At 63.5% G+C, this 26,470-nt stretch carries 23 protein-coding genes and 1 pseudogene; 9 read left to right on the top strand and 15 right to left on the bottom strand.

Annotated features, from left to right (window positions below):
- Positions 1-275: 275 nt before the first annotated feature.
- Together AC097O_RS22120 and AC097O_RS22115 are read right to left on the bottom strand one after the other, a co-directional pair.
- On the bottom strand, positions 276-1,103 hold the full coding sequence (locus AC097O_RS22120; RefSeq protein ID WP_479595125.1) for an SHOCT domain-containing protein: 828 nt from the start codon (positions 1,101-1,103) through the stop codon (positions 276-278).
- 93 nt (positions 1,104-1,196) lie between these two features.
- Entirely contained in the window at positions 1,197-2,240 is a 1,044-nt protein-coding gene (locus AC097O_RS22115; RefSeq protein ID WP_479595124.1) for a histone deacetylase family protein, read from the bottom strand.
- Positions 2,241-2,327: 87 nt separating this feature from the next.
- On the opposite strand from AC097O_RS22115, the pseudogene AC097O_RS22110 reads away from it, so the two are divergent.
- Together AC097O_RS22110 and AC097O_RS22105 are read left to right on the top strand one after the other, a co-directional pair.
- Positions 2,328-2,518, top strand: a pseudogene (locus AC097O_RS22110) (Lrp/AsnC family transcriptional regulator); the annotation flags it as partial.
- A 66-nt stretch (positions 2,519-2,584) separates the two neighbouring features.
- Positions 2,585-2,845 (top strand): Lrp/AsnC ligand binding domain-containing protein, encoded by a 261-nt coding sequence (locus AC097O_RS22105; RefSeq protein ID WP_479595127.1) that lies wholly within the window; start codon positions 2,585-2,587, stop codon positions 2,843-2,845.
- 76 nt (positions 2,846-2,921) lie between these two features.
- Here the strand turns inward: AC097O_RS22105 and uvrA are convergent, their stop codons facing one another.
- A complete protein-coding gene (gene uvrA, locus AC097O_RS22100) occupies positions 2,922-8,816 on the bottom strand; it encodes an excinuclease ABC subunit UvrA (RefSeq protein WP_479595123.1) in 5,895 nt (1,964 codons plus the stop codon).
- Positions 8,817-9,023: 207 nt separating this feature from the next.
- On the opposite strand from uvrA, the gene AC097O_RS22095 reads away from it, so the two are divergent.
- The 4 genes from AC097O_RS22095 (at position 9,024) to pgaD (ending at position 14,206) form a co-directional block, all read left to right on the top strand.
- Positions 9,024-9,968: a PEP-CTERM sorting domain-containing protein gene (locus AC097O_RS22095; protein WP_479595122.1), complete on the top strand. Its 945-nt coding sequence runs from the start codon at positions 9,024-9,026 to the stop codon at positions 9,966-9,968.
- Positions 9,969-10,130: 162 nt separating this feature from the next.
- On the top strand, positions 10,131-12,401 hold the full coding sequence (gene pgaA / locus AC097O_RS22090) for a poly-beta-1,6 N-acetyl-D-glucosamine export porin PgaA (RefSeq protein ID WP_479595121.1): 2,271 nt from the start codon (positions 10,131-10,133) through the stop codon (positions 12,399-12,401).
- A 42-nt stretch (positions 12,402-12,443) separates the two neighbouring features.
- Complete coding sequence (pgaC, locus tag AC097O_RS22085; protein ID WP_479595120.1) at positions 12,444-13,706, top strand: poly-beta-1,6-N-acetyl-D-glucosamine synthase; 1,263 nt, start codon at positions 12,444-12,446, stop codon at positions 13,704-13,706.
- A complete protein-coding gene (pgaD, locus tag AC097O_RS22080; RefSeq protein WP_479595119.1) occupies positions 13,703-14,206 on the top strand; it encodes a poly-beta-1,6-N-acetyl-D-glucosamine biosynthesis protein PgaD in 504 nt (167 codons plus the stop codon). Before pgaC ends, pgaD begins: the two co-directional genes overlap by 4 nt.
- Here pgaD and AC097O_RS22075 read toward each other — a convergent pair.
- Complete coding sequence (locus tag AC097O_RS22075; RefSeq protein WP_479595118.1) at positions 14,191-15,885, bottom strand: MFS transporter; 1,695 nt, start codon at positions 15,883-15,885, stop codon at positions 14,191-14,193. The genes pgaD and AC097O_RS22075 overlap by 16 nt on opposite strands.
- Positions 15,886-16,119: 234 nt before the next feature.
- Between AC097O_RS22075 and AC097O_RS22070 the strand changes: the two genes are divergently transcribed.
- Together AC097O_RS22070 and AC097O_RS22065 are read left to right on the top strand one after the other, a co-directional pair.
- On the top strand, positions 16,120-16,428 hold the full coding sequence (locus AC097O_RS22070) for a DUF485 domain-containing protein (protein WP_315209103.1): 309 nt from the start codon (positions 16,120-16,122) through the stop codon (positions 16,426-16,428).
- On the top strand, positions 16,425-18,152 hold the full coding sequence (locus AC097O_RS22065) for a cation acetate symporter (RefSeq protein ID WP_479595117.1): 1,728 nt from the start codon (positions 16,425-16,427) through the stop codon (positions 18,150-18,152). The genes AC097O_RS22070 and AC097O_RS22065 overlap by 4 nt, the downstream gene beginning before the upstream one ends.
- An 87-nt stretch (positions 18,153-18,239) precedes the next feature.
- Here AC097O_RS22065 and AC097O_RS22060 read toward each other — a convergent pair whose 3' ends face one another.
- From AC097O_RS22060 to AC097O_RS22050, 3 genes are all read right to left on the bottom strand, one after another.
- Positions 18,240-18,401 (bottom strand): DUF1289 domain-containing protein, encoded by a 162-nt coding sequence (locus AC097O_RS22060; RefSeq protein ID WP_479595116.1) that lies wholly within the window; start codon positions 18,399-18,401, stop codon positions 18,240-18,242.
- Positions 18,402-18,466: 65 nt separating this feature from the next.
- Complete coding sequence (locus tag AC097O_RS22055) at positions 18,467-18,958, bottom strand: YbaK/EbsC family protein (RefSeq protein ID WP_479595115.1); 492 nt, start codon at positions 18,956-18,958, stop codon at positions 18,467-18,469.
- Positions 18,958-19,878 (bottom strand): 2-hydroxyacid dehydrogenase, encoded by a 921-nt coding sequence (locus tag AC097O_RS22050; protein WP_479595114.1) that lies wholly within the window; start codon positions 19,876-19,878, stop codon positions 18,958-18,960. Before AC097O_RS22050 ends, AC097O_RS22055 begins: the two co-directional genes overlap by 1 nt.
- A 98-nt stretch (positions 19,879-19,976) precedes the next feature.
- Between AC097O_RS22050 and AC097O_RS22045 the strand changes: the two genes are divergently transcribed.
- Complete coding sequence (locus AC097O_RS22045) at positions 19,977-20,747, top strand: VOC family protein (RefSeq protein WP_479595113.1); 771 nt, start codon at positions 19,977-19,979, stop codon at positions 20,745-20,747.
- Between the two features lie 60 nt (positions 20,748-20,807).
- Here AC097O_RS22045 and AC097O_RS22040 read toward each other — a convergent pair whose 3' ends face one another.
- From AC097O_RS22040 to AC097O_RS22005, 8 genes are all read right to left on the bottom strand, one after another.
- Positions 20,808-21,509 (bottom strand): DUF4126 domain-containing protein, encoded by a 702-nt coding sequence (locus AC097O_RS22040; RefSeq protein ID WP_479595112.1) that lies wholly within the window; start codon positions 21,507-21,509, stop codon positions 20,808-20,810.
- Between the two features lie 4 nt (positions 21,510-21,513).
- Positions 21,514-22,566, bottom strand: a complete 1,053-nt coding sequence (locus AC097O_RS22035) for a hypothetical protein (protein WP_479595111.1) — start codon at positions 22,564-22,566, stop codon at positions 21,514-21,516.
- A 39-nt stretch (positions 22,567-22,605) separates the two neighbouring features.
- A complete protein-coding gene (locus AC097O_RS22030; protein ID WP_479595110.1) occupies positions 22,606-23,763 on the bottom strand; it encodes a dienelactone hydrolase family protein in 1,158 nt (385 codons plus the stop codon).
- The gene (gene vapC / locus AC097O_RS22025) at positions 23,760-24,176 is read right to left on the bottom strand and encodes a type II toxin-antitoxin system VapC family toxin (RefSeq protein ID WP_479595109.1); all 417 of its coding nucleotides are present in this window, start codon (positions 24,174-24,176) and stop codon (positions 23,760-23,762) included. The genes AC097O_RS22030 and vapC overlap by 4 nt, the downstream gene beginning before the upstream one ends.
- Positions 24,155-24,394 carry a type II toxin-antitoxin system VapB family antitoxin gene (locus tag AC097O_RS22020; RefSeq protein WP_479595108.1) on the bottom strand — a complete coding sequence of 80 codons (240 nt, stop codon included), beginning with the start codon at positions 24,392-24,394 and terminating at the stop codon, positions 24,155-24,157. Before AC097O_RS22020 ends, vapC begins: the two co-directional genes overlap by 22 nt.
- Before the next feature lie 99 nt (positions 24,395-24,493).
- Complete coding sequence (locus AC097O_RS22015) at positions 24,494-25,672, bottom strand: FAD-dependent oxidoreductase (protein ID WP_479595107.1); 1,179 nt, start codon at positions 25,670-25,672, stop codon at positions 24,494-24,496.
- Positions 25,672-25,836 carry a rubredoxin gene (locus tag AC097O_RS22010; protein WP_315209063.1) on the bottom strand — a complete coding sequence of 55 codons (165 nt, stop codon included), beginning with the start codon at positions 25,834-25,836 and terminating at the stop codon, positions 25,672-25,674. The genes AC097O_RS22015 and AC097O_RS22010 overlap by 1 nt, the downstream gene beginning before the upstream one ends.
- Before the next feature lie 78 nt (positions 25,837-25,914).
- Complete coding sequence (locus AC097O_RS22005) at positions 25,915-26,406, bottom strand: rubrerythrin family protein (protein ID WP_479589257.1); 492 nt, start codon at positions 26,404-26,406, stop codon at positions 25,915-25,917.
- Positions 26,407-26,470: the final 64 nt, after the last annotated feature.

Here is a 26,470-nt window from a genome sequence, read left to right as displayed (position 1 = left end):
GCTGGAACTGGATGCGGTTCATGGACATGGGGCACTTCGCAAATAACTGTTAATAAACACAGTATTTACGCATCCAGTCTAAATTGCAAGTAGGTCTGAGGCAGGTAGCTAATCAGGTAAAAATAGGCCTCCGCGCTTATTCAACAAGCGTAATTTGCTATTTTTATAATAGCAAGACGATTTACATTTGAAAGCAGCACGGACGGGGTAGCGCCCACAAAAAAGCCCCCGCAACCCTGGTACAGGTTTGCGGGGGCTGGAGCCTGGCGATACGGTTACAGGCGGCTCAGCAGTTCGGCCTTTTTGGTGGCGAACTCTTGCGCGGTCAGGATACCCTTGGCCTGCAGGCTGGCCAATTTTTCGATACTGGCAAACACGTCACCGGCATTGGCGGAGCCGGTGTTGTAGCTGCTGTCGTTATGGCTGTTGAAAGCCGGAGCGGGCATCGGGGCCGGTGCTGACGCAGGGGCCATGCCATTGATGCTGACCACCGGCAACTGCGACAGGTTCACATAGCCATACTGGCTGCTGAACTGGGGCGCGTAGCCACTGCTTTGCTGCGACACGCCACCGATGCTGTGGTCCAGCGTGTCGTACACGGTGACCTGGCCAGCCAGGTCGATCGCCAGGCGACGGGCCTGCGCAAAGTAGGCGTAGCGCATGTCGTTTTGCCCGCCGGTGCTGTTGGGGAAACGCAGGTCCGGGCCCCACCAATCGGGGGGCGCAGGAGCAAACAGGCTGTTGCCATTGCCCGAACCATTGGAATTGTTCGAGCCGTTGTATTGGGTGCTGCCGTTCTGGCTTTGGCTCTGGAAGCTGCCGCTGCGCAGCAGGTCGGGCTGGTTGCTGATCAGGCGGGCCAGCTCACTGCACAGGTTGTCGACACGGCCCTTGAGGTAGCCGTTGAACATGTCGCCAATCATGGTCATGCCGCCCGACATCCACTGGCCGCCACCACCAAATTCCGGGTGGTTGAACTGGGCCATGCTGCCGTTGCCGTTGATGACCGACTCCAGCATGGATTCCACCGCCTGGGTGCTGAAACCCTGGCGCTGGGCAATGTCGTTAACGGCCTGCTGGCCTGCGGGAGAGAGTTGGCGCATATAAGTAACCTGAAAAAGAGCAAGAGTGGAAACCACTAAGCGACCCACTCTACCAGCCCAGGCGTGAATTAAGGTGACAAAAAGCCTACAGCCTCATGCCCTCTGGGCATAACCCTCCAGCACATTCACCGTATTCGTGCCCAGCGCGTCCACCGCGTAGCCGCCCTCGAACACAAACACTGTGGGCAGGCCCGCCGCCGCCAGGTCTTCACCCACCCGGAAATAGTCTTCGCTGCGCAGCTGAAAACCCGAGATCGGGTCGCCCTCAAAGGTGTCCAGCCCCAACGACACCACCAGCGCCTGCGCCCCGCTCTGCGCAATCCGCTGCAAGGCGACGGCCAGCGCCTCGCGCCAGCGCGCAAAGCCGGTACCGCGCGGCAGCGGCAGGTTCAGGTTCGCCCCCAGCCCCGCACCCTGCCCGGCCTCATCCGCGTAGCCCAGGTAGAACGGGTATTCGGTGTGCGGATCGCCGTGCACGCTGGCAAAAAACACGTCGGAGCGCTCATAAAAAATGGCCTGCGTGCCGTTGCCGTGGTGGTAGTCGATGTCCAGCACCGCCACCCGGTCGGCCCCTGCGTCACGCAGCGCCTGGGCGGCAATGGCCGCGTTGTTCAAGAAGCAGTAACCACCAAAAAAGTCGGCCCCCGCATGGTGGCCCGGTGGGCGGCTCAGCGAAAACGCACTGCGCGCACCGCCGCTGACAGCTTGCGCGGCGGTTACCGCACAGCAGGCCCCGGCGTAGGCCGCGGCCCAGGTGCCCGAGGTCAGCGGCGTGCCCGCGTCATAGGAAAACAAGCCCATGCGGGCCGAGAAGTTGGCGGGCAGCACATCGCTGCGAAAGCTGCGCACCGGCCATACCGAGGGCAGCGCATCGCGCGTGGCATTGGCCGGGTCCAGCGCCAACCATTCGGCCCAGGCCCCGGCCAGAAAGTCCAGGTAGCGCGGGCTGTGGATGCGCTCCATAGGCCCTAATCCGCAGTCTTGCGGAGACAGCACCTCGCCCAGTTTGCGGCGCTGCAACTCCTGCAGCACATCGTCGGCCCGGGCGGGCACCTCGAAACAAGGGACCAGTTGGCCCCGGAACATTTCCAGTTTGCCCTGGTGCAGGGCGTGTTGGTGGTTGTAGACGGTGATCATGCGGAGTTTCTTTCCATGCGAAGGAGCCCAAAGTATGCCGCCGACGCGCTGGAATAGCTTTGCTTTATCACCCTGCCCAGGGCTACCATGCGCAATGAAAACCGCATTTCAAGGCTACTTATGGGTACGATCACCTCAACACACACACTAGACAGCACAGACCGCACTATTTTGCGGCTCTTGCAAAAAGACGGCACGCTGTCCACGCCGCAGTTGGCGGAGCGGTCGCCCTCAGCGTCACGCCCTGCTGGCGCAGGCTCAAGCGCCTGGAAGACGCGGGCTTCATCACCGGTTACCAAGCTAACCTGGACCGCCGCAAGCTCGGGCTGGACATCCTGGCCTTTGTGCAACTCACCTTCGGCGTAGTCACCGGCGCATCGGTGCAGCACTTTGAAGACACCATCCAGCAGCGGCCCGAGGTACTGAGCTGCCACAAGGTCACCGGCCAGGCCGACTACCTGCTGCAGGTGGTAGCACCCAGCCTGGATGCCTACAGCGACTTCGTGGAAACCGTGCTGCGCAGCATGCCGGGCGTAAGCCTGATCCACTCCAGCCTGGCGCTGCGGCAGGTCAAGGCATCGCACCAGTTGCCGGTGCTGGATTAGGCCCCAAAAATACAGATAAAAAGTGCCTCCCGTGCTTATTCCACCAGCACGAGGAGCTCCTTATTCCATAGCAGACCTAACGCGCCAACACTGGCTGCAACGCCAGCCCCGTCGCTGTGCCCAAAGCCACCACCGTCTCCGGTGCAGCCGCTGCCACAATCCGGCCACCGCCGTTGCCGCCGTCCGGCCCCAGGTCGATCACCCAGTCGGCTTCGGCGATCACGTCCAGGTCGTGCTCGATGACCACCACGCTGTGGCCGCCGTCGACCAGGCGGTGCAGCACGCGGATGAGCTTTTCCACGTCGGCCATGTGCAGGCCCACGGTGGGTTCGTCCAGCACGTACAGGGTGTGCGGGGCTTTTTGGCCACGCTTGGTGATGTCGTCGCGCACCTTGGCCAGCTCGGTCACCAGCTTGATGCGCTGGGCCTCGCCGCCGCTGAGCGTGGGAGACGGCTGGCCGATGGTCAGGTAGCCCAGGCCCACGTCTTTCAGCAGCTGCAGCGGGTAGGCGATGACGGGCATCACGGCGAAGAAATCGACGGCTTCGTCCACTTCCATCTGCAGCACGTCGCCGATGCTTTTGCCGCGCCAGGTCACCGTCAACGTCTCGGGGTTGAAGCGGGCACCGTGGCAGGTTTCGCACTTCACCTTCACGTCGGGCATGAAGCTCATGGCGATGGTGCGCAGGCCCTGGCCTTCGCAGCTGGGGCAGCGGCCTTCACCGGTGTTGAACGAGAAACGTGCCGGGCCGTAGCCGCGCGCGCGCGCTTCCAGCGTTTCGGCAAACAGCTTGCGGATAGTGTCCCAGAAGCCGATGTAGGTGGCGGGGCAACTGCGCGGGGTTTTGCCGATGGGGGTTTGGTCCACTTCCAGCACGCGGTCGATGGCGGCAAAGCCCGCCACGTCGGTACAGCCCAGCCACGGCGCGTGTTGGCCTGCGGCCCAGCTCTCGCGTCCGGCCTTGGTGCTGCGCTGGACGACCGCCGTTTGCACATTCGCCAGCAGCACGTCGCGCGCCAATGTGGACTTGCCGGAGCCGCTGACCCCGGTGACGGCCACCAGGCGTTTCAAGGGCACGTAGGCGGTGACGTTTTGCAGGTTGTGCATGGTGGCACCGGTGACGACCAGCCATTGCAAGGGTTCGGCCACGGCGACCGCTTCCGGCTCGGTAGCCGCCTTCTTCTTGGCTGCTGCCTTGCTCTTGGCCGTGGGGGCCACGTAGGGCAGATCGGCCACCGGCAGCGCCACCGCCGCCGCGTCAAACGCGTCCACGGTGCGCCGCGCTTGCAGCGGGTGCCGCATGGCGTGCAGCAGGTAGCGGCCCGTGACGGACTCTGCCGCGTCCGAAATATCCGCTACGCTGCCTTGCGCCACCAGCCGCCCGCCACGCTTGCCCGCGCTGGGGCCGATGTCGATGATGTGGTCGGCACGGCGGATAGTGTCTTCGTCGTGCTCCACCACCACCAGGGTGTTGCCCTTGCTGCTGAGGGTGTGCAGGGCGTTGAGCAGGATGTGGTTGTCGCGGGCGTGCAGGCCGATGGTGGGCTCGTCGAGGATGTAGCACACGCCTTGCAGGTTGCTGCCTAGCTGCGCGGCCAGGCGGATACGCTGGGCCTCGCCACCGCTCAGGGTGGGCGCGCCCCGGTCCAGGGTCAGGTAGCCCAGGCCCACCTCTTCCAGAAACTCCAGGCGGCTCTGGATTTCGGGCACCAGGTCGCGGGCAATATCGCCCTCGCGCTGGCTCATTTGCCCGGCCACCTGCAGGGCCTGCACCCAGACGCGGATGTCGCTCACGCTGAGGCGGGCCAGGTCGGTAATGCCCACACCGGCAAAACGCACGGCGCGTGCGGTAGCGTTCAGGCGGGTGCCCTGGCAGGTGGGGCAGGCCACGTCATGCAGGTCTTCCACCTCGGGCTCGGCAAAGGTTTGCTCGCGGCCCCCGGTGTCGTCGGCGCGCACCGAGTCGTCGAACACGGCCCGCTGGTCGCGGGTGAGCTTCACGCCCGTGCCCACGCAGTCAGGGCACCAGCCGTGCTTGCTGTTGTAGCTGAACAAACGCGGGTCCAGCTCGGCGTAGCTGGTGCTGCACACCGGGCAGGCGCGTTTGGTGGAGAACACCATCACCTGGCCGATGTGCGCGGTGGGTTCGCCCGCATCCATTGCGGCCTTGAGCCCGTCGATGTGGGTCAGCACGTGCACCACGCCTTTGCCGTGTTCCAGCGCGGTCATCAGACCTTCGCGCAGGCGGGCTTCGCCGCCGGGGCTCACGTCCAGGCTCAGCACCGGCAGCTCGACGGTGTGCTCCTTGAAGCGGTCGATGCGCGGGAAATTGGTGGTGGGCAAAAAGTCGCCGTCCACCCGCAGGTGGGTGTAGTTGCGGGGCCGCGCCCAGTCGGCCAGCTCGGTGTACACGCCCTTGCGGTTCAGCACCAGCGGGGCCATCAGGCCAATGTGCTGGCCGCGAAAGGTTTTGAGTAATTGCGCGGCAATGCTGTCGGGGGTTTGTGGCTGTACCGCCGTGCCGTCATGGATGCAGTGCTGCGTGCCCAGCTTCACGTACAGCAGGCGCAGGAAGTGCCACACCTCGGTGGTGGTGCCCACGGTGGACTTGCGCCCGCCCCGGCTCAGGCGCTGCTCGATAGCCACTGTCGGCGGGATGCCGTAGACCGCGTCTACCTCGGGCCGGCCTGCGGGCTGCACGATGCTGCGGGCGTAGGCGTTGAGCGACTCCAGGTAGCGGCGCTGGCCCTCGTTGAACAAAATGTCGAAGGCCAGCGTGGACTTGCCGGAGCCGCTCACGCCGGTCACCACATTGAACTGGCCGCGCGGAATGTCCACGCTCAGCGACTTGAGGTTGTGCTCCTTGGCGTTGACGATCTGGATGGCGTTAGGGGGCACGACTTTGGGCGAAACCATCCATGCCGCCGACTTCTCGCGGGCCACTTGCGCCCCCAGCCCGAGGGTGGATTCGTACTCGCGCAGGGCCGCACCGGTGTGCGATGTGGGGTGGTGGCGCACGTCCTCGGGCTTGCCCTCGGCAACGACCAGGCCACCGCCGTAGCCGCCCTCGGGGCCCATGTCGATCAGCCAGTCGCTGGCGCGGATCACATCCAGGTTGTGCTCGATCACCACCAGGGAATGGCCTGCGTCCAGCAACTTGCGCAGCGCCCGCATCAGTTTGGCGATGTCGTCAAAGTGCAGGCCGGTGGTGGGCTCGTCGAACAGAAACAGCGTGCCTTTTTTGGCCAGCGGCTGGCGGTTGCTGCTTTTGGCGGCCTCGGCCAAAAAGCCCGCCAGCTTGAGGCGCTGGGCCTCACCGCCCGACAGAGTAGGCACGGGCTGGCCCAGCCTCACATACTCCAAACCTACATCCACAATCGGCTGTAGCGCCCGTATCACATCACGGTCACCTTCAAAAATAATAGCAGCCTCGCTGACCGTCAGGTCCAGCACATCGGCCACGTTCAAGGCCACCAACCGGGCATCCTGCACGGCGCGGCGCTCGATGGTGATCTCCAGCACTTCGGGCCGATAGCGTTTGCCGTCGCAGTCCGGGCAGCGCAGGTACACGTCGCTCAGGAACTGCATCTCCACATGCTCAAAGCCCGAGCCGCCGCAGGTAGGGCAACGGCCATCGCCGCTGTTGAAGCTGAACTTGCTGGCGGTGTAACCGCGCTGGCGCGACGCGGGCGCATTGGCAAAGATCTCGCGGATGGCATCCCAGGCACCCACGTAGCTGGCGGGGTTGGAACGGGCGGTTTTGCCTATGGGCGACTGGTCCACGAACACCACGTCGCTCAAAAAGTCGGCCCCCAGCAGGCGGTCATGCAGGCCGGGGGTGTCGGTGGCTTTGCCAAAGTGGCGCAGCAAAGCCGGGGCCAGCACGTCCTGGATCAGCGTGGACTTGCCGGAGCCGCTGACACCCGTAATGCACACCAGGCGCTGCAGGGGAAACTCAACCGAGACGTTCTGCAGGTTGTGCGCGCGCGCGCCTTCCAACACCAGGCGCGGCGTGCTGTCGGTCACCAGTTTTTTGAAACCCATGCCGATGGTCTTGCGGCCACCCAAGTAGGCGCCCGTCAATGTGTCGGCACTGCGCAAATCATGGGTGCTGCCGTCGAACACGATCTGCCCGCCGCGTTCGCCGGGGCCGGGACCCATATCGATCATGCGGTCTGCCGCCAGCATGACTGCCGGGTCGTGCTCCACCACCACCAGGGTGTTGCCCGCGTCGCGCAGACGCTGCATGGCTTCGATGATGCGGTGCATGTCGCGCGGATGCAGGCCGATGCTGGGCTCGTCCAGCACAAACAGGGTGTTGACCAGCGAGGTGCCCAGTGCCGTGGTGAGGTTGATGCGCTGGACCTCGCCACCGCTGAGGGTGCGGCTTTGCCGGTCCAGCGTGAGGTAGCCAATGCCCACGTCGCACAGGTATTTGAGCCGGGTGGTGATCTCGTCCAGCAGCAGCTTCAGCGCCTGCTCGTCCCCACCGCGTTCGGCGCGGGTGCCCAGAATGCGGTCGGCTTGCAAGTCAAAGAAGCGGCGCAGCCGGTCGATGGGCAAGAGCATCAGGTCGTGCAGGCACAGGCCGGGCAATTCCTCTAGCTGGGCACGGCTCCACGACACGCCCTGGGGCAGGTGGCGCTTGGCCGGGTCCAGCACCGCATTCGCATCGTCTACGCTGCCCAGTCGCCACAGCAGGCTCTCGGTCTTGAGCCGTGCGCCCTCGCAGGCCGGGCAGGTGGTGTAGCTGCGGTACTTGGACAGCAGCACCCGGATGTGCATCTTGTAGGACTTGGTTTCCAGGTACTCGAAAAAGCGCTTCACACCGAACCAGTGCTGGTTCCACTTGCCGTTCCAGTTGGGCGAGCCGTTGACGACCCAGTGCTGGTGTTCGGGCGTGAGCTTGTAGTACGGCGTGTCGCGCGGAATGCCCGCAGCCTCGGCGTGGCGCATCAGGTCGTCCTGGCACTCCTGCCAGGCAGGGGTCTGCATGGGTTTGATGGCCCCGGCGCGCAAAGTCAGCTTGTCGTTGGGAATGACCAGACCGTAGTCCACCCCAATCACACGGCCAAAGCCCTTGCAGGTTTCACAGGCACCCACCGGTGAGTTGAAGGAAAACATCGACGGAATCGGGTCGGTGTAGCGCACATCGCTCTCGGCGCAGTGCAGGCCGGTGGAGAACTTCCACAGCAGGGGCTCTTGCGTTTCATCCGCCGATAGCACGTAAACGTTGACACGCCCACCGCCGCGTTTCAGCGCAACTTCTATTGCTTCCAGTGCGCGGGCTTTTTCGGCACCCGCGATGCGGAAGCGGTCGGCCACCACATCCAGCACCTTACGGGTGGTGGGGGTCACAGTAGTTTTCTTGCTGGTTTTAGCGGGCGTAGCAGGTGCGTCCACCTCCACCTCGCGCTCGGCCTGCACCCGGGTGAAGCCACTGGCAGACAGCCATTGCGCCACTTCTTCGGCGCTGGTGTTGCCGGGGAGTTCGACGGGGAATGTGAGCACCAGGCGAGGGTTTTGCGCCGCTGCCGCGCGTTCGCACAGCTCGGCGTAGATGCTTTCGGGCGTGTCGTGCCGCACGGGCAAAGCGGTTGCGCGGTCAAACAGCGACCCCGCGCGGGCGTACAGCAGCTTCAAATGGTCGTTCAGCTCGGTCATGGTGCCAACCGTGGAGCGGCTGGAGCGCACCGGATTCGTCTGGTCGATGGCAATCGCCGGGGGCACGCCCTCCACCTTGTCCACGGCGGGCTTGTCCATGCGGTCCAGGAACTGGCGCGCGTAGGCCGAGAAGGTCTCGACATAGCGGCGTTGCCCTTCGGCAAACAGGGTGTCAAACACCAGGCTGGACTTGCCGGACCCGCTGGGGCCGGTCACCACCGTGAGCTCGCCGGTGCGGATATCCAGGTCCAAATTCTTGAGGTTGTGCTGGCGCGCTCCGCGGATGCGGATGGTTCCCTGGGTCATAAGTGCAGTGCTCTGGGGGGGTAAGGCGAGCCATTGTAGGGAGGGCATGCCAGCGCCCGAAACCTGGGGTTATTGGGCACTTCATCACGAACAAGGCATGGACTGCCTACAAAACAGAACTTGCCGTGAAGTACGGCACATTGCACTTTTTTAAAGCAAAGATAATTCATTGCATACAAAAGTTATCTACATAAAAGGATCAATACCATGAACACACTTACTTTGAAAAAGCTCAGCCTGACCGCAGTCTGCGTGGGTGCGGGCCTGGTTTTCTCCAGCGCCGCCCATGCCATTCCCACGCTGGACCCTCTGAACATGGGCTCCGCACCCACCGGCTCCGGTGCAGGCCTCGCAGGCACCTGGTACAAAGTGGACAACAGCGCCCATTTCAGCAACTACAGCTACACCGAGACCGATCCGACCTCCAGCCGCTACGGCCAAACCGATGCCATCCAGAACTTCAGCTGGGGCTCTGGGCTCTGGGCGGCCACCGACATTGCGGACATTGCTGCGGGCAGAAATCCATACGTCACGGCCACAGCCAGCACCCTGGGCGCCATCAGCTATTCGAACAACATCTACAACAACACCGTTAGCAGTGGCGGCTATGGCAACCCCTGGGCCCCGGACTACAACCGCACACTGACCCCTATCGTCGGCGGGACCAACAGCTGCAATTTGGCAACCAAAGACAGCGCCACCTGCGCAGGCGAGCAAAACTATGCCGCCATCTTTACCGGCTATATCTACGTGGCCACGGCGGGGCTGTACGACTTTGGGGTGTTTGCCGACGATGGGTTTCTGTTCAATCTATTGGGCGCCAACGGCACCAGCCTGGCGATGGCCCACAACTCGGTCGTGGGTAGCCCGGGCCGCGACATGTACTCATTGGCCGACGAAAACGGCAGCACCGGCATCAGTCTGGGCGCGGGCTATTACGGCATCGACCTGAGCTACTTCAACCGCGAAGAAGCCGGCGTGATCGACCTGGGCTGGCGTGGTCCAGGTGCCACCGCCTGGTCGGTGATCGACAACAACGTGCTCTACAACAAGGTGCCTGAACCCAGCAGCATTGCCTTGATGGGCTTGGGCCTGTTGGGCCTGTGGGGCTCACGCAAAAGCCGTCGCGTAGCACCCCGCGCCGCCGTTTAAACCATTGCAGTGCGCCCGATCGCTGTAAGCGACGGGCGCATTTTTTTTGATAGGTGCAATATTTTTTGTAACCCACGAATCAAAAAAACACAGTACCAACCAGAAAACCGGCACACTTTTATCGCTATCGTGGGCCGCAGCAGTGACCTGAAATGGAATCTTATGGGAACACAAACTCCAAAATCAACGCTATTTCTGGCCTTGGCCATTGCATCACTTGCAGCTGGCGTACAGGCGGCCTCTGAACCACCTAGCGCCTACCAGCAGGCCATAGACAACGCCCGTGCCGGCCGCTTTGATGCCGCTTTGCCGATGCTGGAGCGGCTGGTGCAACAGAACCCTCATAGCCCCGTCTACCGTTACGACTGGATCGCGGTGCTGAGCTGGTCCAACCGGCATGCCGAGGCACTGACCGCCAGCCAGATGCTGGGGCTCACCACCCAGGTCCCCGATTACGTGGTCTCCGCCATCGGCAAGTCTGCACTCCATGGTGGCCAGCCACAGCGGGCGGAAGCCGCCTACCGTAGTCTGCTGGCACGCCACCCCCGCGATGCCGATGCGGCCCAGGGCCTGGTCATGGCCTTGCAAGCCCAGCAATTCCCGGCGCCGCTTGTGACTTCGGCAACGCCTGCAGCACCGCCGCAGTCCAGTCGCGATTGGTCCTCCGAGCAGGCCCAGAACGGCGCACGCATCCGGGCCGCCATGGCCGTACTGGACGCCGACTTCACCCCGGCCCGCTATGGACCTATGGATGCGGCACTCACCGAAAACAGCATGCTGACCCGCGAGGCCCTCGCGGCCCAACAAACAGCCATTGCACGCCGCCTGCGCCTGGACCACATCGTCGGCCTGCAGGCCCGTGGTGCGTCTTCCCAGGCACTGAACGAATTCCAGGCCCTGGAGGCTGAGGGCGGCACCCTGCCCGCTTATGCATTGGCCGCCGCCGCCGATGCCCATATGACGCTGCGCCAACCCGAACAGGCCCGCTCCTTGTACCAGCGTGCTCTGGCGGCCGACCCTGGCAACGGCGGCACCCAAACTGGCCTGATGTATGCCGAGCTGGAAGCCGAAAATTTCCCCGGCATGGAGCAGATCGTGCAGCAGCGCCTGGAAGCGACCCAACGCAGCCCTGCCGCGCGCCGCACCGAGGTGTCGGCCTTGCGTTTTGCCGATCGCATCCAGCCTGCAGCAACCGCCTTGGCGCAACTCGCGTCTGAATTCCCCACCGATGTGGGTCTCTGGCTGGACCAGGCCGACCTGCTTGCACAGCGGGGCCTCCCCCGCGCCGCTGCCGAACGCTACCGCGCCGTGTTGGCCGCTGAACCCGCAAGCACCAAGGCCAAGGTAGGTTTGGCCGATGCCACATGGGCCCAGGGTGACATTCCCGAGGCCGCGAGGATGGTGGCAGCGTTGCAAGCTGAAGCCCCCGAGCACCCCGCCGTGCAACGCCTGGCGCGCGCATGGCAGCGCAAGCAACGGCCCTTTTTTACCAGTGGTGCCACATGGGGTTTTGGCAGAGGCCATGTCAACGGCAATGACGACATGACCTGGTCCAGCACCTTGTATAGCGGCCAAAACGACCAGGGCCTGCGTCTGTTTGCCACCCACCATCTGGCCCGTGCCCAATGGTGGTGGGACAGCGCCCACCTGTACCAGGGTGAGGCCAGCCATGAGCGCGGCGGCATAGGGCTGGAATGGACCCAGCGCGACCTGCAGGCCACCATAGAAGTGGGCACCGATCTGCGTAATGGCCGCAATGCTGTGGGAGCCGTGGGTGCAAACTGGCAGATCAACGACCAGTTGTCCCTGCGTGGCCGCTTTGAGACCCAAACCAACGACTTCCCGCTGAAGGGCCGGGTGCCGGATGTGGAGTCCAATCTCGGCGCTCCCACGTACCTGCATGCTGACAAAAAAACGGTCGGTGTGGCCTACCGCTGGAACGAGTCGCGCCGCGTGGCCGCCGATGTCTCCAGCTACCGTTTCAACGACGGCAACAACCGCACCGCTCTGGCCGCCAGCTGGTCGGAGCGCCTGTACAGCGGCTATGGCCGCACGCTGGACCTGCAAACTGCCGCCTACACCAGCACCAATAGCCTGCGCGACGCGGTGTACTTCAATCCCCAGCGCGACTTTGCCTTGTCGGGCACCCTGGCGGCCGACTGGCTGACCTGGCGGCATTACGAGCGCAGCTTCAACCAGCGGGTAGCGGTGTCCGTGGGCCTGTACCGCCAGCAAAGCGGCGACGGCAGCAGCAGCGCCAGCTATGGCCACACTTACGGCTGGAACCCGTTTTATGGCGTGCACTACGAGCATGAATGGCAGTGGGGGCCAGATCGGTCACTGCGCTACGGCATCGGTGCACGGCGTTTTCCTTACGACGGAAAATATGAAAACAGCCGCTACATCGACGCGACCCTGAATTGGAGATTTTGACCATGACCCCGTGCCCATTTGCGCACCCGCAGGAGATCTAAGTTGGAACACCTCTTTTCCGGCTCTGCCATCCAGATGCTGTTTGACTTCACGTTCTACTACCCGCTGTTCATGTCCTACCTGTGGATGTGTGGCGGACTGTATTACTACTTCCACTACGAGCGCAACGACCCGCCGTACGACCAGCCGCCCGCGCTGACCGAGTACCCTCCGGTCAGCATCCTGGTGCCCTGCCACAACGAAGCCAGCAACATCGAAGACACGGTAGAGGCCTTGCTGGCCATCGATTACCCCACCTACGAGATCTTGCTGATCGACGACGGCAGCACCGATGCAACACCCCAAATGCTGGATGCCATGGCGCGCAAAGACAGCCGCATTCGCGTTATCCACCTGGCCAAGAACCAGGGCAAGGCCGTGGGCCTGAACACCGCCGCCATGATGGCCAAGTACGACTTCTTTTTGTGCATCGACGGCGACTCGTTGGTAGACCCGCACTGCCTGCACTGGATGATGCGGCACCTGGTCAACAGTCCGCGCGTGGGCGCGGTGTCGGGCAACCCGCGCATCCGTACCCGCTCGACCTTGATCGGCCGTATCCAGGTAGGCGAGTTTTCTTCCATCATCGGCCTGATCAAGCGAGCGCAGCGCACCTACGGCAAGATGTTCACGGTGTCGGGCGTGATGGTGTGCTTTCGCCGTGCCGCATTACACGACGCGGGTTACTGGAACCCTGATGCCTTGACCGAAGACATCGACATCAGCTGGCGGCTGCAAATGCGCCATTGGGATGTGCGCTTTGAACCCAACGCCCTGTGCTGGATCCTGATGCCCGAAACCCTGCGCGGACTATGGCGGCAGCGCCTGCGCTGGGCCATGGGTGGCACCCAGGTGCTGTTCAGCCAGAACGGTTTGTTTGGCCGCTGGCGGCACCGTCGCATGCTGCCGGTGTACCTGGAATATTTCACCAGCGTGCTCTGGGCCTACACCATGGCGGCGGTATTTGCGCTGTATACCCTTGGGCAGTTCATGGAACTCCCCCCCGAGCTAAAGATTGACACGCTGCTACCTGGTTGGAACGGCGTGGTCATTGGCACTACCTGCCTGCTGCAATTTGCCATCAGCATGTGGCTGGATTCGCGCTATGAAAAAGGCCTGGGCCGCTACTACTACTGGATGATCTGGTATCCGCTGGCGTTTTGGGTGCTCAACGTATTCACCACCCTGGTCGCCATTCCCAAAGTGCTGCTCCGGGGCCGCCAGCGTGCCACCTGGAAAAGCCCGGACCGAGGACTGCAACCATGAAAAGCCCCCTCATCATCGACCGCCCCGACCTGCAGGCCTGGCAGCAAAAGGCCATGTTTGGAGCCATCACCGCCGCCTTCTGGTTGGCCTGGGTGATTTTGTGGTTGCCGCTGATAACCCTGCTGGGTTGGCTATTTTTTGGGCAACGCTTCCAACTCCAGATGATTGACCTGGACGGCTACAAAGCCTTCATGAACCTGCTGTCCGTTTACTGCGTGGTAGTGGGTGTCATGGGTGGCGCATTGATTCTGTGGGCCACCTACAACCACTTGCGGTTTCGGGGCATCGACCGCCGCCGGGAGACGGATGTCCCGTCGGATACCGCCATGGGCGAGCTCATCAACCACCCCAGCACCGCCATCAATACTTGGCGTAACCATGCCATCGTGACCGTATACCACGACGAGCACGGAGGCATCCAAAACGTGGTGCCCACCCTGCTGCAGAGCCCGCTGACACCGCCAGCGGGCTCCAGGCGACCAACTCAATCGTTGGCGTAAATATCAATATCCTTGGTTTCCTTGATGAACAGCATACCGATCACAAAGGTGGCTGCAGCCACCACCACCGGATACCACAGACCGTAGAAGATATCGCCCGTCGCAGCCACCATGGCAAACGCCGTGGTCGGCAGCAAGCCGCCGAACCAGCCATTACCGATGTGGTACGGCAGGGACATTGAGGTATAGCGGATGCGGGTGGGGAACATCTCCACCAGCATGGCGGCAATCGGGCCATACACCATGGTCACCAAAATCACCAGATACACCAGGATCAGCAGCACCATCGGCTTGTTCATCGCCGCGTTGTCTGCCTTGGCGGTCAGGCCAGCTGCCTTGGCCGTATCCACCACAGTCTTGCGGAAGTCATCGATGGTTTTTTTGCCCTCGGCAGAAAACGCATCGCGCTTCTCGTTCAAGATACCGGTGACGGACGCAATCTCCTTGTCACCCAGCTTGATGGTGGCCATGCTGCCAGGCGCGCCATCCACATTGGTGTAAGGGATGTAGTTTTGCGTCAGCGTGCGCTTGGCGATGTCGCAGGAGCTGCTGAAATCGATGTCACGCGCGATCGGGCTGCCCTGGAAAGAGCATTGCGCCGGGTCGGCGGTAATCACCACTGGCACCGATTTCTGCGCCGCCACCAGCGCAGGGTTGGCATATTGCAGCAAAGCCGGAAACACCGAGAAATATGTCAACGCCGCAATCAGGCAGCCACCCATGATGATGGGCTTGCGACCCACTTTGTCGGACAGTGCACCAAAGAAGATGAAGAACGGCGTACCGATCACCAGCGCTGCCGCAATGAACAAGTTGGCCGTGGTGCTGTCCACCTTGGCAATTGTGGTCAAGAAGAACAGCGCATAGAACTGACCCGTGTACCACACCACCGCCTGGCCCGCCGTCAAACCCACCAGCGCCAGAATCACCACCTTCAGGTTCTTCCATTGACCAAACGACTCGGTGAGCGGTGCTTTGGAGGTCTTGCCTTCGGCCTTCATTTTCTGGAAAGCAGGCGACTCGTTCATCGTCAAACGGATCCACACCGACACGCCCAGCAACAGGATGGACACCAGGAACGGAATGCGCCAGCCCCAGACCTCAAACTCAGCCCCCATCAGTTCGCGGCAGCCCAAGATGACAATCAGCGACAGGAATAAGCCCAGCGTTGCCGTGGTCTGGATCCAGGCCGTATACGCCCCGCGCTTGCCGTGCGGCGCGTGCTCGGCCACGTAGGTGGCGGCACCGCCGTACTCACCGCCCAAAGCCAGTCCTTGCAGCATGCGCAAGACCACCAAAATGATGGGGGCCGCAATGCCGATGGACGCATAGTTGGGCAACAGGCCCACAACGAAAGTGGACAAACCCATGATCAAGATGGTGACCAGAAAAGTATATTTGCGCCCGATCATGTCGCCCAATCGGCCAAACACAATCGCGCCAAAAGGCCGCACCAAAAAGCCCGCCGCAAATGCCAGCAGTGCAAAGATATAGGCCGATGTGGGATCAAGCCCGCCAAAGAACTGCTTGGCGATGATGGCCGCCAAAGAACCGTACAGATAAAAGTCGTACCACTCGAAAACCGTGCCGAGCGAGGACGCGAAGATGACCTTCTTTTCCTCCTTCGTCATGGGCCTTGGGGGCACGCCTGCCCCTACCGTCGCTGTTGCTGTTGCCATACGTTTGTCTCCTGGTGTTGTAAGGGCCGCCTCAGGGGCGACCTGAATGCAATTTAAGAACACACCCTGACCATTTGCTGACAAAAACACACATCCACTTACATGTTAAGTACATACCCTAGGCAGAAGTATTCGTAAGTTCAAGGTCAGCCCTCCTCTCCACACTGGCGGTGCGGTAACAAGGCTCCTCCCGTTTTGCAGGCGGGGCTCAACCAACAACCCGAGGAGACACATATGACGGACCCGATCGTGGCCAAGATAGAGGCCAATCCCAAATACCACGAACTCAAACGCAAGCGCACCCGCTTTGGCTGGCTGCTGACGGCCATGATGATGCTGGCGTACTACGGCTACATCGCGCTCATCGCGTTTGACAAGCCATTTTTAGCCACCCCCTTGGGCGCAGGTGTGACCACGCTGGGCATTCCCATAGGCATGGGTGTAATTGTGTTTACCGTACTGATCACCGCCATTTACGTGCGCCGCGCCAATGGCGAATACGACCGCCTGACCGCTGAAATCCTGAAGGATGCCTCCAAATGAAAGCCATCCTGAAATCCTTGGGCGCTGTGGCGCTGATGCTGGCAACTGGTGCGGCCATGGCCGCCGGTGGCGACCTGGGCCAGGTGGACAAACAGCCCACCAACTGGGTTGCCATCAGCATGTTTGCGATCTTCGTTGTCGCCACCCTGTTCATTACCAAATGGGCAGCCGCCAAGACCAAATCGGCCTCTGACTTCTACACCGCAGGCGGTGGCATCACCGGCTTCCAGAACGGCCTGGCGATTGCTGGCGACTACATGTCGGCAGCGTCCTTCCTGGGCATTACCGCCACCGTCATGGCCTTCGGCTACGACGGCCTGATCTACTCCATCGGCTTCCTGGTCGGTTGGCCCGTCATCACCTTCCTGATGGCCGAGCGCCTGCGCAACCTAGGCAAGTTCACCTTTGCCGACGTGGCCGCGTACCGCTTCCAGCAAACCCCGATCCGCATGTTTGCGGCCTCCGGCACACTGGTGGTGGTGGCTTTCTACCTGATCGCCCAGATGGTGGGTGCCGGTGCGCTGATCAAGCTGCTGTTCGGCCTGGACTACTGGCTGGCCGTGGTGATCGTGGGCGGCTTGATGATGGTGTACGTGCTGTTCGGCGGCATGACGGCCACCACCTGGGTGCAGATCATCAAAGCCTGCATGCTGCTGGCGGGCGTGAGCTTCATGGCCTTCATGGTGCTGGCGCAGTTCAGCTTCAGCCCCGAGGCGCTGTTTGCCAAGGCGGTGGAAGTGAAAACCCAGTTCGCTGCCAACGACGGCAAGCTCCCCGAAGAGGCCGCCAAAATCGGCCTGTCCATCATGGGGCCAGGGGGCTTTGTGAAAGACCCGATCTCGGCCATCTCCTTCGGCATGGCGCTGATGTTTGGTACCGCTGGTCTGCCGCACATCCTGATGCGCTTCTTCACCGTACCCAACGCCAAGGAAGCCCGCAAATCCGTGCTCTGGGCCACCACCTGGATCGGCTACTTCTACGTGCTGATCTTCATCATCGGTTTTGGTGCCATCACCCTGGTGCTGACCAACCCCGAGTTCGCTGACACCGCCAAGGGCATCATCAAAGGCGGCGGCGGATCGAGCAACATGGCGGCGGTGCTGGTAGCCAAGGCCGTGGGCGGCAATGTCTTCTACGGCTTCATCTCCGCAGTCGCGTTTGCCACCATCCTGGCCGTGGTGGCAGGGCTGACCCTGTCGGGCGCCTCCGCCGTGTCGCATGACCTGTACGCCACCGTGTTCAAAAAGGGCAAGGCCGACAGCGCTTCCGAGCTGAAGGTATCGCGCATCACCACCGTGGCGCTGGGCATTGTGGCCGTGGCACTGGGCATTGCGTTCGAGAAGCAAAACGTCGCCTTCATGGTGTCGCTGGCCTTCGCGATTGCGGCCTCGGCCAACTTCCCGGTGCTGTTCATGTCGGTGCTGTGGAAAGACTGCACCACCCGTGGCGCAGTGGTGGGTGGCTTCCTGGGTCTGATCTCGTCGGTGGGCCTGACCGTGGTGTCGCCTGCGGTGTGGGAAGTGACGCTGGGCTTTGCCAAGGGCTCGGCCTGGTTCCCCTACACCTCGCCAGCGCTGTTCTCCATGACCATCGGCTTTGTCGGCATCTGGCTGTTCTCGGTCCTGGACCGCAGCCCGCAGGCCGCCAAAGAACGCGATGCCTTCAAGGCGCAACAAGTGCGCTCGGAAACCGGATTCGGCGCATCGGGCGCATCGGGACACTGAAACCGGCCCCTCTGCATGGCCCTCTGAGTAGGCCATGCCCAACCGTTCGTACGGGTCTACCAGACCGGTACGAACGGTTTTTTTGTTTTAGCCCGCTTGGGCGCGCCGGGCAACCAGCACCCACACCGCCAACCGGCCCGGGCCATCCAGGCTGCGCCAGGCGCCTATCTCGTCCAGCGTGCGCAGGCAGCCGGTGCACAACACACCCACCGCGTCCATCTGGCAGACCCCCACGCAAGGAGATGCCACTTCAGCATCTTTTAGACCCCCAGCGCTTATGGCAAGGGCGTGAGCAGCTATTAAATCCATAGTATTCATACCACCACATCCACCACCGGCGCACCCGTCAGCCGCGCCAGGTCGTCGGGTGACAGCGCAAACACCGCGTGCGGATGCCCGGCAGCCGCCCAGATCTGCGCAAACCGAAACAGCTCGCGGTCGATCAGCGTCACAGGCGGATTAGCGTGCGCCACCGGGGCCACGCCACCGATGCTGAAACCGGTGCGGGCCTTCACAAACGCCGCATCGGCCCGCCCCACCGGCCCCACCAGCGCGGTGAGCTTTTGCTCATCCACCCGCTGGTCACCCGAGGTCACCACCAGCACGGCGCAATCGTCCGACACCCGGCGAAAAATGATGCTCTTGGCGATCTGCCCCACCGCAATGCCCAGCGCATCGGCCGCCTGCTGCGCGGTGCGTGCCGCATCGTCCAGCATGCGCGGCATCTCGGCGTGGCCTTGGGCTTGCAGCAAGGCGGCCACGCGCTGTACGCCTTCGGGCAGCGATGCCAGTTCAGCGCAGCACATCAATACCCCCTGTCACGCTGCACCACGCCATCCACCGGCTGGCCTTGCAGCAGCGCCTGCAGCTTGGTGATGATCTGCGCCAGGCTCTCGGCCTCCAGCGTACGCGCCGAGATGTGCGGCGTGATGTGGACCTTCGGGTGGCCCCAGAACGGGTGCTCGGGCGGCAGCGGCTCGGTGCGGAACACGTCCAGCGTGGCCCCGGCCAGATGGCCGCTGTCCAGCAGGGCCAGCAGGTCGGCATCCACCAGGTGCGCGCCGCGCGCGACGTTGATGACATAGCCGCCCGGCTGCAGGCGCGACAGGCTCTGCTGGTTCAGGATGTTTTGCGTGTCCACCGTCAGCGGCAGCAGGCAGACCAGCACCTTGCTGGACTCCAGAAAGGCATCCAGCTGCGCAGCACCGGCAAAGCAGCGCACGCCGTCCACCCGCTTGGGCTGGCGGCTCCAGGCGTTGACCGGGAATTCAAAGCTGCGCAGTGCCTGCGCCACCCGTGTACCCAAGACACCCAGGCCCATGATGCCCACCGGGAAATCGCTGTGCAGCGCCGGGAGCTGCTTGCGCCAGCGCCCGGCGCGGGCATCGGCCTCGTACGCATCCACCCCCCGAAAGTGCCGCAGCACCGCGTGGCACACGTACTCGGCCATCTGCACCGCCATGCCCGCGTCTTCCAGGCGCACCACCTGCGTCTGTGGCGGGATGTGCAGGCGCATCAGCGCATCCACGCCCGCGCCCAGGTTGAACACGGCCCGCAGGCCCGGCTGTTCGTCAAAAAACGCCTGCGGCGGGGCCCAGGCGATGGCGTAATCCGCCGGGGCACTGCCAGGGCTCCACAAGGCCACCTCGGCCTCGGGCCAGACGGCGTGCAAGCCGTCGATCCAGAATTGCGCCGCGCCATCGGGGTTGTACAAAGCGATCCGCATCCAGGTTTCCTTGTGTTTCAAATTTGCCGCATATTGTGTCTGCTGCCGTACCGGCAAACTCCTAGAATTTCCATTTGCTATTTCAACCGGAGACACCCATGACAGCCGTCCCTTCCAACTTTGTCTGGTACGAACTCACCACCAGCGATGCCCCCGCAGCCGAAGCCTTTTACCAGGCCGTCGTCGGCTGGACGCTCAAAGACGCAGGCATGCCCGGCATGCGCTACGCGCTGGCATCGGTGGGCAACGCACAGGTGGCGGGCATCATGGCACTGCCACCCGAAGCAGCCAACGCCGGAGCCCCGCCTTGCTGGACCGGCTACATCTCGGTGCCCGATGTGGATGCCCACGCCCAGCGCGTCACCCAGGCCGGTGGCATGCTCTACGTGCCCCCTACCGACATCCCCGGTGTGGGCCGCTTTGCCATCGTGGGCGATCCGCAAGGCGCGGGCTTTGCCCTGTTCAAGGGCCTGCCGGAAGCCCCCCCGGCCCAACCGCCCATGGGCACACCCGGCACCTTTGGCTGGAACGAGCTGCACGCGATGGACGATACCGCCGCCTTCGCCCTGTACGCCGACCTGTTCGGCTGGACCGCCGACCAGGCCATGGACATGGGCCCCCTGGGCACCTACCAGCTGTTTGCCTCGGGCGGTGTGGCCATTGGCGGCATGATGCGCCGCGCCGACGGCGGCAAGCGCGCCACCTGGCTGTACTACATCTGTGCAGAACAGATCGATGCCGGTGCCGAGCGCGTGCGCGCCCACGGCGGCAAAACGCTGGAGGCCGCCTCCGAAGTCCCCGGCGGCCTGTGGATCGTGCCCTGCACCGACCCGCAAGGTGCCGCCTTTGCGCTGCTGGGTCCGCGCTGAAATACTATTATTTTTATAGCTTCTTGCGCTTATGGAATAAGCGCTGGGGGCCGATTTCTTTTAAATCTCGGCCGGCTGCCCAAACCAGCCCTGCACGCGGCGCACCACGGTCTTTAGAAACGACCACAGCACCACCAGCAGCCAGACGCTGAGCACCAGTGCCACCGCCAACGTCAACCCAAAGGCCACCGGGTGGTTGGTCGCCAGCCACAGCGCGCCCAGGCTCAGGCCGTCTTCCAGCAGGCTAAGGCCGATGTTGGAAAACGGCTCGGGCGAGGTGTTGGCCGCCGCCCGCGTGGCGGCCTTGGTGGCAAACGAAGTGGCGGCCAGCGAGCCGCCCAACAACGCCGCCACCAGGCCCATGGTGGCGTTATCAGCGCCAAACACGCCAGCGGCCAACGCGGCCCCGGCGGGTATACGGATGACCGAGTGCAGCGCATCCCACAGGCTATCGAGCCCCGGGATCTTGTCGGCAAAAAACTCCACAAACAGCATTGCCCCGCTGGCTGCCAGCAGGGCCGGGTGCTGCAGCACCTGCAGGCCCGCAGGCAAAGGCAGCCAACCCAGCGACCCGGCCAGCCCGGTGACAAACACCACCGCATACAAACGGATGCCACTGGCCCAGCCCAAAGCGGCGGCCAGGGCCAGCAGCGCAGGCATGTCCAGGTGCGCACTGCCCTGGGCCAGCACGTCGCCCACGGCACCGGTGCCCTTGGGGATGTACTGCGCTAGCGACTGCAGCCAGGTGAGGAAGCTGTCCATGGCATCAGGGGGCTGTGGGTTGGACCCACACCACGGTTTCGTCCACTGCATAAAGCTGGCAGGGGGTGGTGCTGATACGGCGGCAGCGTACCAGCGCACGCTCGGCGGGGTCCGCAGGGTCGGCGGCATCGGTGGGGGTGGTGCCTACGGTGTAGACCACTTTTTCGCCCGACAGCGCAAAGGCCCGGGGCATGGGCTGGGCCAGCCATTCGCGGTAGATTTTGCGCATGTTGTCGTTGCCCTTGGGCAAGGCAGCCACGTCGTTCAGCGCGGCAAAGCCAGAGCTGACATAGGGAACGATGCGCACCAGCGCACCCGAGGCGGTCGTGGTGGCGGCCCCCACCGGCTCGGTCACGGCCATGGTGTCTGCGGGCAGCTCGGGCAGGCTGGGCAAGGTGGCGCGATCATCGCGCTTTTCAAAAAAGCCGCGCAAGGCATCGGGCAGGCGCTGCGCCCAGGCGACCATGGCCGCGTCGTCGTCTACCGCCTGCGCGGGCACGAAAACCCGCACCCGGCCATATTCGTGGGACGCGTATTTGGCGTACACCACCTCGTACACCGGCCCGGGCAGGCGCACCGACCCGGCCTTCGCCCATTGCTGCGCCTGGGCGTAAAAATCGGTTTGCAGGCCCAGCAGGTGGCCGCTGCGTTTGAACACCTGCAGGCATTCGGGTGCTTGCCAGTTGCTGCCAAAGTCGTTGCTGTACAGGGGTCTGGACAGGTTGCAGTCGTCGGTTTTCCATTTGCTCTCGGGGAAGCGGCGCGCAGGCAGTTCCAGCACCACCCCGCCGCGCATGCGCCCGTCTTGCACGTCCATGGCGTAGGCCACATGCACCTGTACTGCTGGCGGGCGGCCCAAGGCATTCCACTGGGTCTGGGCGATATAGCTCCAGTTGCCCTGGGGCAGCGTTAGCGTGCGGTCGACCACGGTGAGTTGCTGGTCGGCCACCGCCTTGGGCGGGGCATTGCCGGGGATGTTCAGTGCCAGGGCCTGGCTGGCCAGTCCGAACAGGGCCACCAGGTACAGAGCGGGGCGGCAGAGAAAGGTAAAACGCATGGTGTCTCCGTTATTTTGGGGGGCAGTATCCCACGCGGTTCAGGGCGTGACGGGCGCATCCCACACCACGGCATCGTCCACCGCATACAGCTTGCAACTGCTGTCTTTGGCCGTTGCGTTGCAGCGGTCCAGCGCGGCCTGCATGGCGTTGGAGCGCGCGGAGGTGTAGGCCCAGGCCGTGCTGGTGGTCGAGATGGCAAAGGCCTTGGGCGATTCCGCGGCCACATATGCCAGGAAGCCCTGCTGCCCGGTTTCCTTGCTGCGGGGAATAGCTTTTTCGTCGCTGATCTTGGCAAAAGCTGTGGCGGGCGGGGGTGGCGTGGCATGGCTGGTGAGGGGCAAATGGGCCAGCACCGCGTGGGGCAGCCCCAGCTCGGCCAGGAACGCGTCTACCTCGGGCACCCAGATGGGCAGGCCCGCGCGCCCGCCAAACATGCCGTGTGCATCGCTGCCAAAGTTGCCAAACGCCACCAGCCGGGCTTTGCCACCGGCCTCCTGGTACTTTTGGTACATCTCCTGGTACAGCGCCGGACTCCAATACGAGTCGTTGTCGCCATAAAACCAGAGCGAGGGCACGCTGGTTTGCGCGCCATAGCTTTTGAACGCCCGCACCAGATTGGATTCCCAGCCCGGGCAACTGTCTTGCCGCAAGCCCCCGGCAAAGTTCACCAGGCCCTTGACCCCAGGCATGGGGAGCGTGCCAAAGGCCAGCGTGGTCAGCCCGCCGTGCGACTGGCCCACCACCAGCACCCGGCTGGTGTCGGCATCGGGCAGGGTTTTCAGGTGCTCCAGCACGGCAGTCACGTCTTCGGCCTGCACCCGGCCATTGCTCTCCACATTGCAGCCACCGCCGATATAGGAGCCGCTGGACTTGGAAAAACCCTGCCGCATGGGCACCGCCACCAGGTAGCCGCGCTGCAAGAATTCGCGCACGGCGGCCTCGTACCGGGCACGTGACTGGAACTTGGTGTTGCCGGCCGATTTGCCGTGGTTAATGATGACCACCGGGAACGGCCCTGCGCCGGGCGGTCGGAAGAAGGTGGTTTCCAGCTCGATGGTGAACAGGCCCGCCTTCTTGACCATCTGCACCTCTTCGCGCAGGGCGGTGTTCAGCGGCACATCGGTTTGGGCGCGGGCAGCGCCGCCCCAGAGGCACAGGGCCGCCAAAGCCAAAGATAAAAACCGGGGGTTGGTCATTGCATTCCTTTTAAACCCATGAAGGCCACCATACCGTCATAGTCGCGGTCGTTCTGTATCAAATCGCAGTCGTTGCGGATGCACCAGGCCCCCACCAGCAGGTCGATGGGGCTGCGCACGGTGAGGCCTTTTTGGCGCAGGCCGCGGTAGATGTCGGCGGCCAGATGGGCGATGGCTTCGCCCCCGGCGGTCACCACCGGCAAGGCAGCCAGCGCCTGTTTCGCCAGCCGCAGCTCGTGCGGGTGGCGAAAGCCGCGCAGTACTTCCATCAGCACCACGTCCAGCAGCACCAGCTCGTGCGAACTGTCGCCCAGCACGGTGTCCAGCGCCTCCGTAAACGGGGTGGCCGTGCCTTTGAAGTAGTCGATCCAGATGCTGGAGTCGGCGGTGATCACAGCGGCTTGCTCCCCCATGCGGGGCGGGGCTCTTGCACGCTGTGGCCGTCGCTGCTGGTCCAGTCGCCGTCCAGGCTCCACTGCAGCTTGCCGCGCAGGGCACGCAGGTTTTGGTACGCGGCGCGGCGGGCCAGCAGGCGCAGGCCCTCTTCGACCGCGTCGCGCTTGGTTTTAAAGCCCCCGGCCTGCATGGCGGCATCCATCAGGTGGTCGTCGATGACGATGTTGGTGCGCATAGAACGCCCTCGTGTGTATTGATTAATAAAATTATACACATTGGATACGAAAAGGCGATGGGGCGGATCGCTCCGCCCCATCGCATGCCAGCCCGCGTTTTAAGCGGCTGGCACCATCTGCTTCACCAGCGCCATGCGCTTGCTGGTGTGCGCTCCGGTGAGCACAAAGCCGTGCGCCCGCTCGGGTGCGTCGGCCGGGGCAAACCACCATTCGCCCAGGGTTTGCTCCACCCATGCTCCTAGATAACCGGGGGCGGGCGGGTGCGCCACGATGGGCAGGGCCGGGGTTTTGATGGCCACTGGCATGGCGGCAAACTCCAGCGACGCCTCGGTGCCGCACAGATTCGCCGCCAGCACTTTGGCCGCGGCCATGATGGGCATCACGTAGGGCAAGGTACGGCCCGTGGGCGCGCCGGGGCTGGCCGCGCTGGCGTACTGCGCGCCGTCGCCCAGCGCCCACACATGGGGAGCACTGGTGCGCAACTGGCGGTTCACGGTGATGCCGCGCTCGCAGGCGATGCCTGCGGCCTGGGCCAGCGTGGTGTCAGCCCGCAGGCCGATGGCGCTGAGCACAATGTCGGCGGCGATGGTCTGGCCGTTGGCCAAGGTGAGCGACAGCGCACCGGCCAGCGGCTCCACGGCCTGCACCGTGGTGCCCAGGTGCCATTGCACCGACAGGCCCGCCAACGCGGCCTGCAGCTGGGCGCTGGCGGTGGGCGGCAGCAAGGCGGCCAGGGGGCGGTCTGCAGGATCGACCACCGCCACGGCGTAGCCCGCACCGGCCAGGTCGTTGGCAAATTCACAGCCGATCAGGCCTGCGCCCATGATGGCCACGCGAGCGCCGTCGCCCAGAGCGGTGAGGTGCTGGTGGAACACGCCGAAGTCGGCCAGCGAATTGACCGACAGCACCTGGTCCGCCGCCGCGCCCGCCAGCGGCACGCGGATGGGCTGCGCGCCGGTGGCCAGCACCAGGTCACGGTAGCCCAACGGGCCGGTGCTGGTATGCACCACCTGAGCGGCGGTGTCGATGGCGGTGACCTGGGTGTGCGACAGCAGGGTGACGCCCAAATTCTGCGCAATGGTAGCCGCCGGGGTGGTCACCAGCTGCGCCGGGCCGCGCTTCTGGCCAAACGCGTTGGACAGCGTGGGCTTGGCGTAGAAGTCGCCCGCGTCCGCGGTGACCAGGGTGATGGGCGTGGTGGTGTCGAGCTTGCGGAACTCGCGCACCGTTTGCCAACCGGCTAACCCCGCGCCGATGATGAGGAGCGGCTGGTCCATTAAATTTCGACGGGCTCGAAGTCGGCCTTGGCCACGCCGCAATCAGGGCATTCCCAACTGGCGGGTACGTCGGACCACAAGGTGCCTGCGGCAATGCCGTCTTCGGGGCGGCCTGCGGCCTCGTCGTACACAAAGCCGCAAACGATACAGATATAGGTTTTCATCGGGGTTCCTTCAATTTATGTAAAAAGTGCCTCTAGCGCTTATTCAATGAGCGTGAGCAGCTATTAAAAACGTAGTGATTATGCCGTGGCCGTCAGGCTGTCCAGGTGGGCCTGGTAGTGGTTGGCGTGGCGCTCTTCCACCTTGGCCAGGGCGGCAAAGCGTTTTTGGGCCTTGGCCAGGGTGGCAGCGAACTGGGCGGCGTGGACCTTGGACTCTTCGATCTGCTCGTCCATCTCGGCCACGGCGGCGGCATTGCCCTCGGCTTCGGCGGTGGCGCGAAAGCCGGGGTACATCTCGGTGTACTCGTAGGTTTCGCCGTCGATGGCGATTTGCAGCGCCTTGGCCGGGGTCATGCTGGCCTTGGGGTAGAGCAGGTCCAGGTGGCCAAAGGCGTGCATCACTTCCTGGTCGGCGGTGGCCTCGAACACCTTGGCGGTGGCTTCGTCGCCCGCTTCCCGCGCCAACTTGGCGAAGTAGCGGTACTTGATGTGGGCCATGGACTCGCCTGCGAAGGCGGATTCGAGGTTGGCGAGGGTTTTGATTTCTGGGCGTTGGCTGGCGACGGACATCGTGGGCTCCTGTGGGGGTTGGTCGTTGTGAACAGGGGCAATCTTACGGCCAATCGATTCACAT

The organism is Rhodoferax sp. LS1P39 (genome assembly GCF_056521425.1).
This window is presented reverse-complemented; position numbering and strand designations above follow the sequence as displayed.

Coding starts and splice junctions, on each gene's coding strand:
- AC097O_RS22120 (WP_479595125.1), bottom strand. CDS start 1,103: ATGCGCCAACTCTCTCCCGCAGGCCAGCAGGCCGTTAACGACATTGCC.
- AC097O_RS22115 (WP_479595124.1), bottom strand. CDS start 2,240: ATGATCACCGTCTACAACCACCAACACGCCCTGCACCAGGGCAAACTG.
- uvrA (WP_479595123.1), bottom strand. CDS start 8,816: ATGACCCAGGGAACCATCCGCATCCGCGGAGCGCGCCAGCACAACCTC.
- AC097O_RS22095 (WP_479595122.1), top strand. CDS start 9,024: ATGAACACACTTACTTTGAAAAAGCTCAGCCTGACCGCAGTCTGCGTG.
- pgaA (WP_479595121.1), top strand. CDS start 10,131: ATGGGAACACAAACTCCAAAATCAACGCTATTTCTGGCCTTGGCCATT.
- pgaD (WP_479595119.1), top strand. CDS start 13,703: ATGAAAAGCCCCCTCATCATCGACCGCCCCGACCTGCAGGCCTGGCAG.
- AC097O_RS22075 (WP_479595118.1), bottom strand. CDS start 15,885: ATGGCAACAGCAACAGCGACGGTAGGGGCAGGCGTGCCCCCAAGGCCC.
- AC097O_RS22070 (WP_315209103.1), top strand. CDS start 16,120: ATGACGGACCCGATCGTGGCCAAGATAGAGGCCAATCCCAAATACCAC.
- AC097O_RS22065 (WP_479595117.1), top strand. CDS start 16,425: ATGAAAGCCATCCTGAAATCCTTGGGCGCTGTGGCGCTGATGCTGGCA.
- AC097O_RS22055 (WP_479595115.1), bottom strand. CDS start 18,958: ATGTGCTGCGCTGAACTGGCATCGCTGCCCGAAGGCGTACAGCGCGTG.
- AC097O_RS22050 (WP_479595114.1), bottom strand. CDS start 19,878: ATGCGGATCGCTTTGTACAACCCCGATGGCGCGGCGCAATTCTGGATC.
- AC097O_RS22045 (WP_479595113.1), top strand. CDS start 19,977: ATGACAGCCGTCCCTTCCAACTTTGTCTGGTACGAACTCACCACCAGC.
- AC097O_RS22040 (WP_479595112.1), bottom strand. CDS start 21,509: ATGGACAGCTTCCTCACCTGGCTGCAGTCGCTAGCGCAGTACATCCCC.
- AC097O_RS22035 (WP_479595111.1), bottom strand. CDS start 22,566: ATGCGTTTTACCTTTCTCTGCCGCCCCGCTCTGTACCTGGTGGCCCTG.
- AC097O_RS22030 (WP_479595110.1), bottom strand. CDS start 23,763: ATGACCAACCCCCGGTTTTTATCTTTGGCTTTGGCGGCCCTGTGCCTC.
- vapC (WP_479595109.1), bottom strand. CDS start 24,176: ATGGGGGAGCAAGCCGCTGTGATCACCGCCGACTCCAGCATCTGGATC.
- AC097O_RS22020 (WP_479595108.1), bottom strand. CDS start 24,394: ATGCGCACCAACATCGTCATCGACGACCACCTGATGGATGCCGCCATG.
- AC097O_RS22015 (WP_479595107.1), bottom strand. CDS start 25,672: ATGGACCAGCCGCTCCTCATCATCGGCGCGGGGTTAGCCGGTTGGCAA.
- AC097O_RS22010 (WP_315209063.1), bottom strand. CDS start 25,836: ATGAAAACCTATATCTGTATCGTTTGCGGCTTTGTGTACGACGAGGCC.
- AC097O_RS22005 (WP_479589257.1), bottom strand. CDS start 26,406: ATGTCCGTCGCCAGCCAACGCCCAGAAATCAAAACCCTCGCCAACCTC.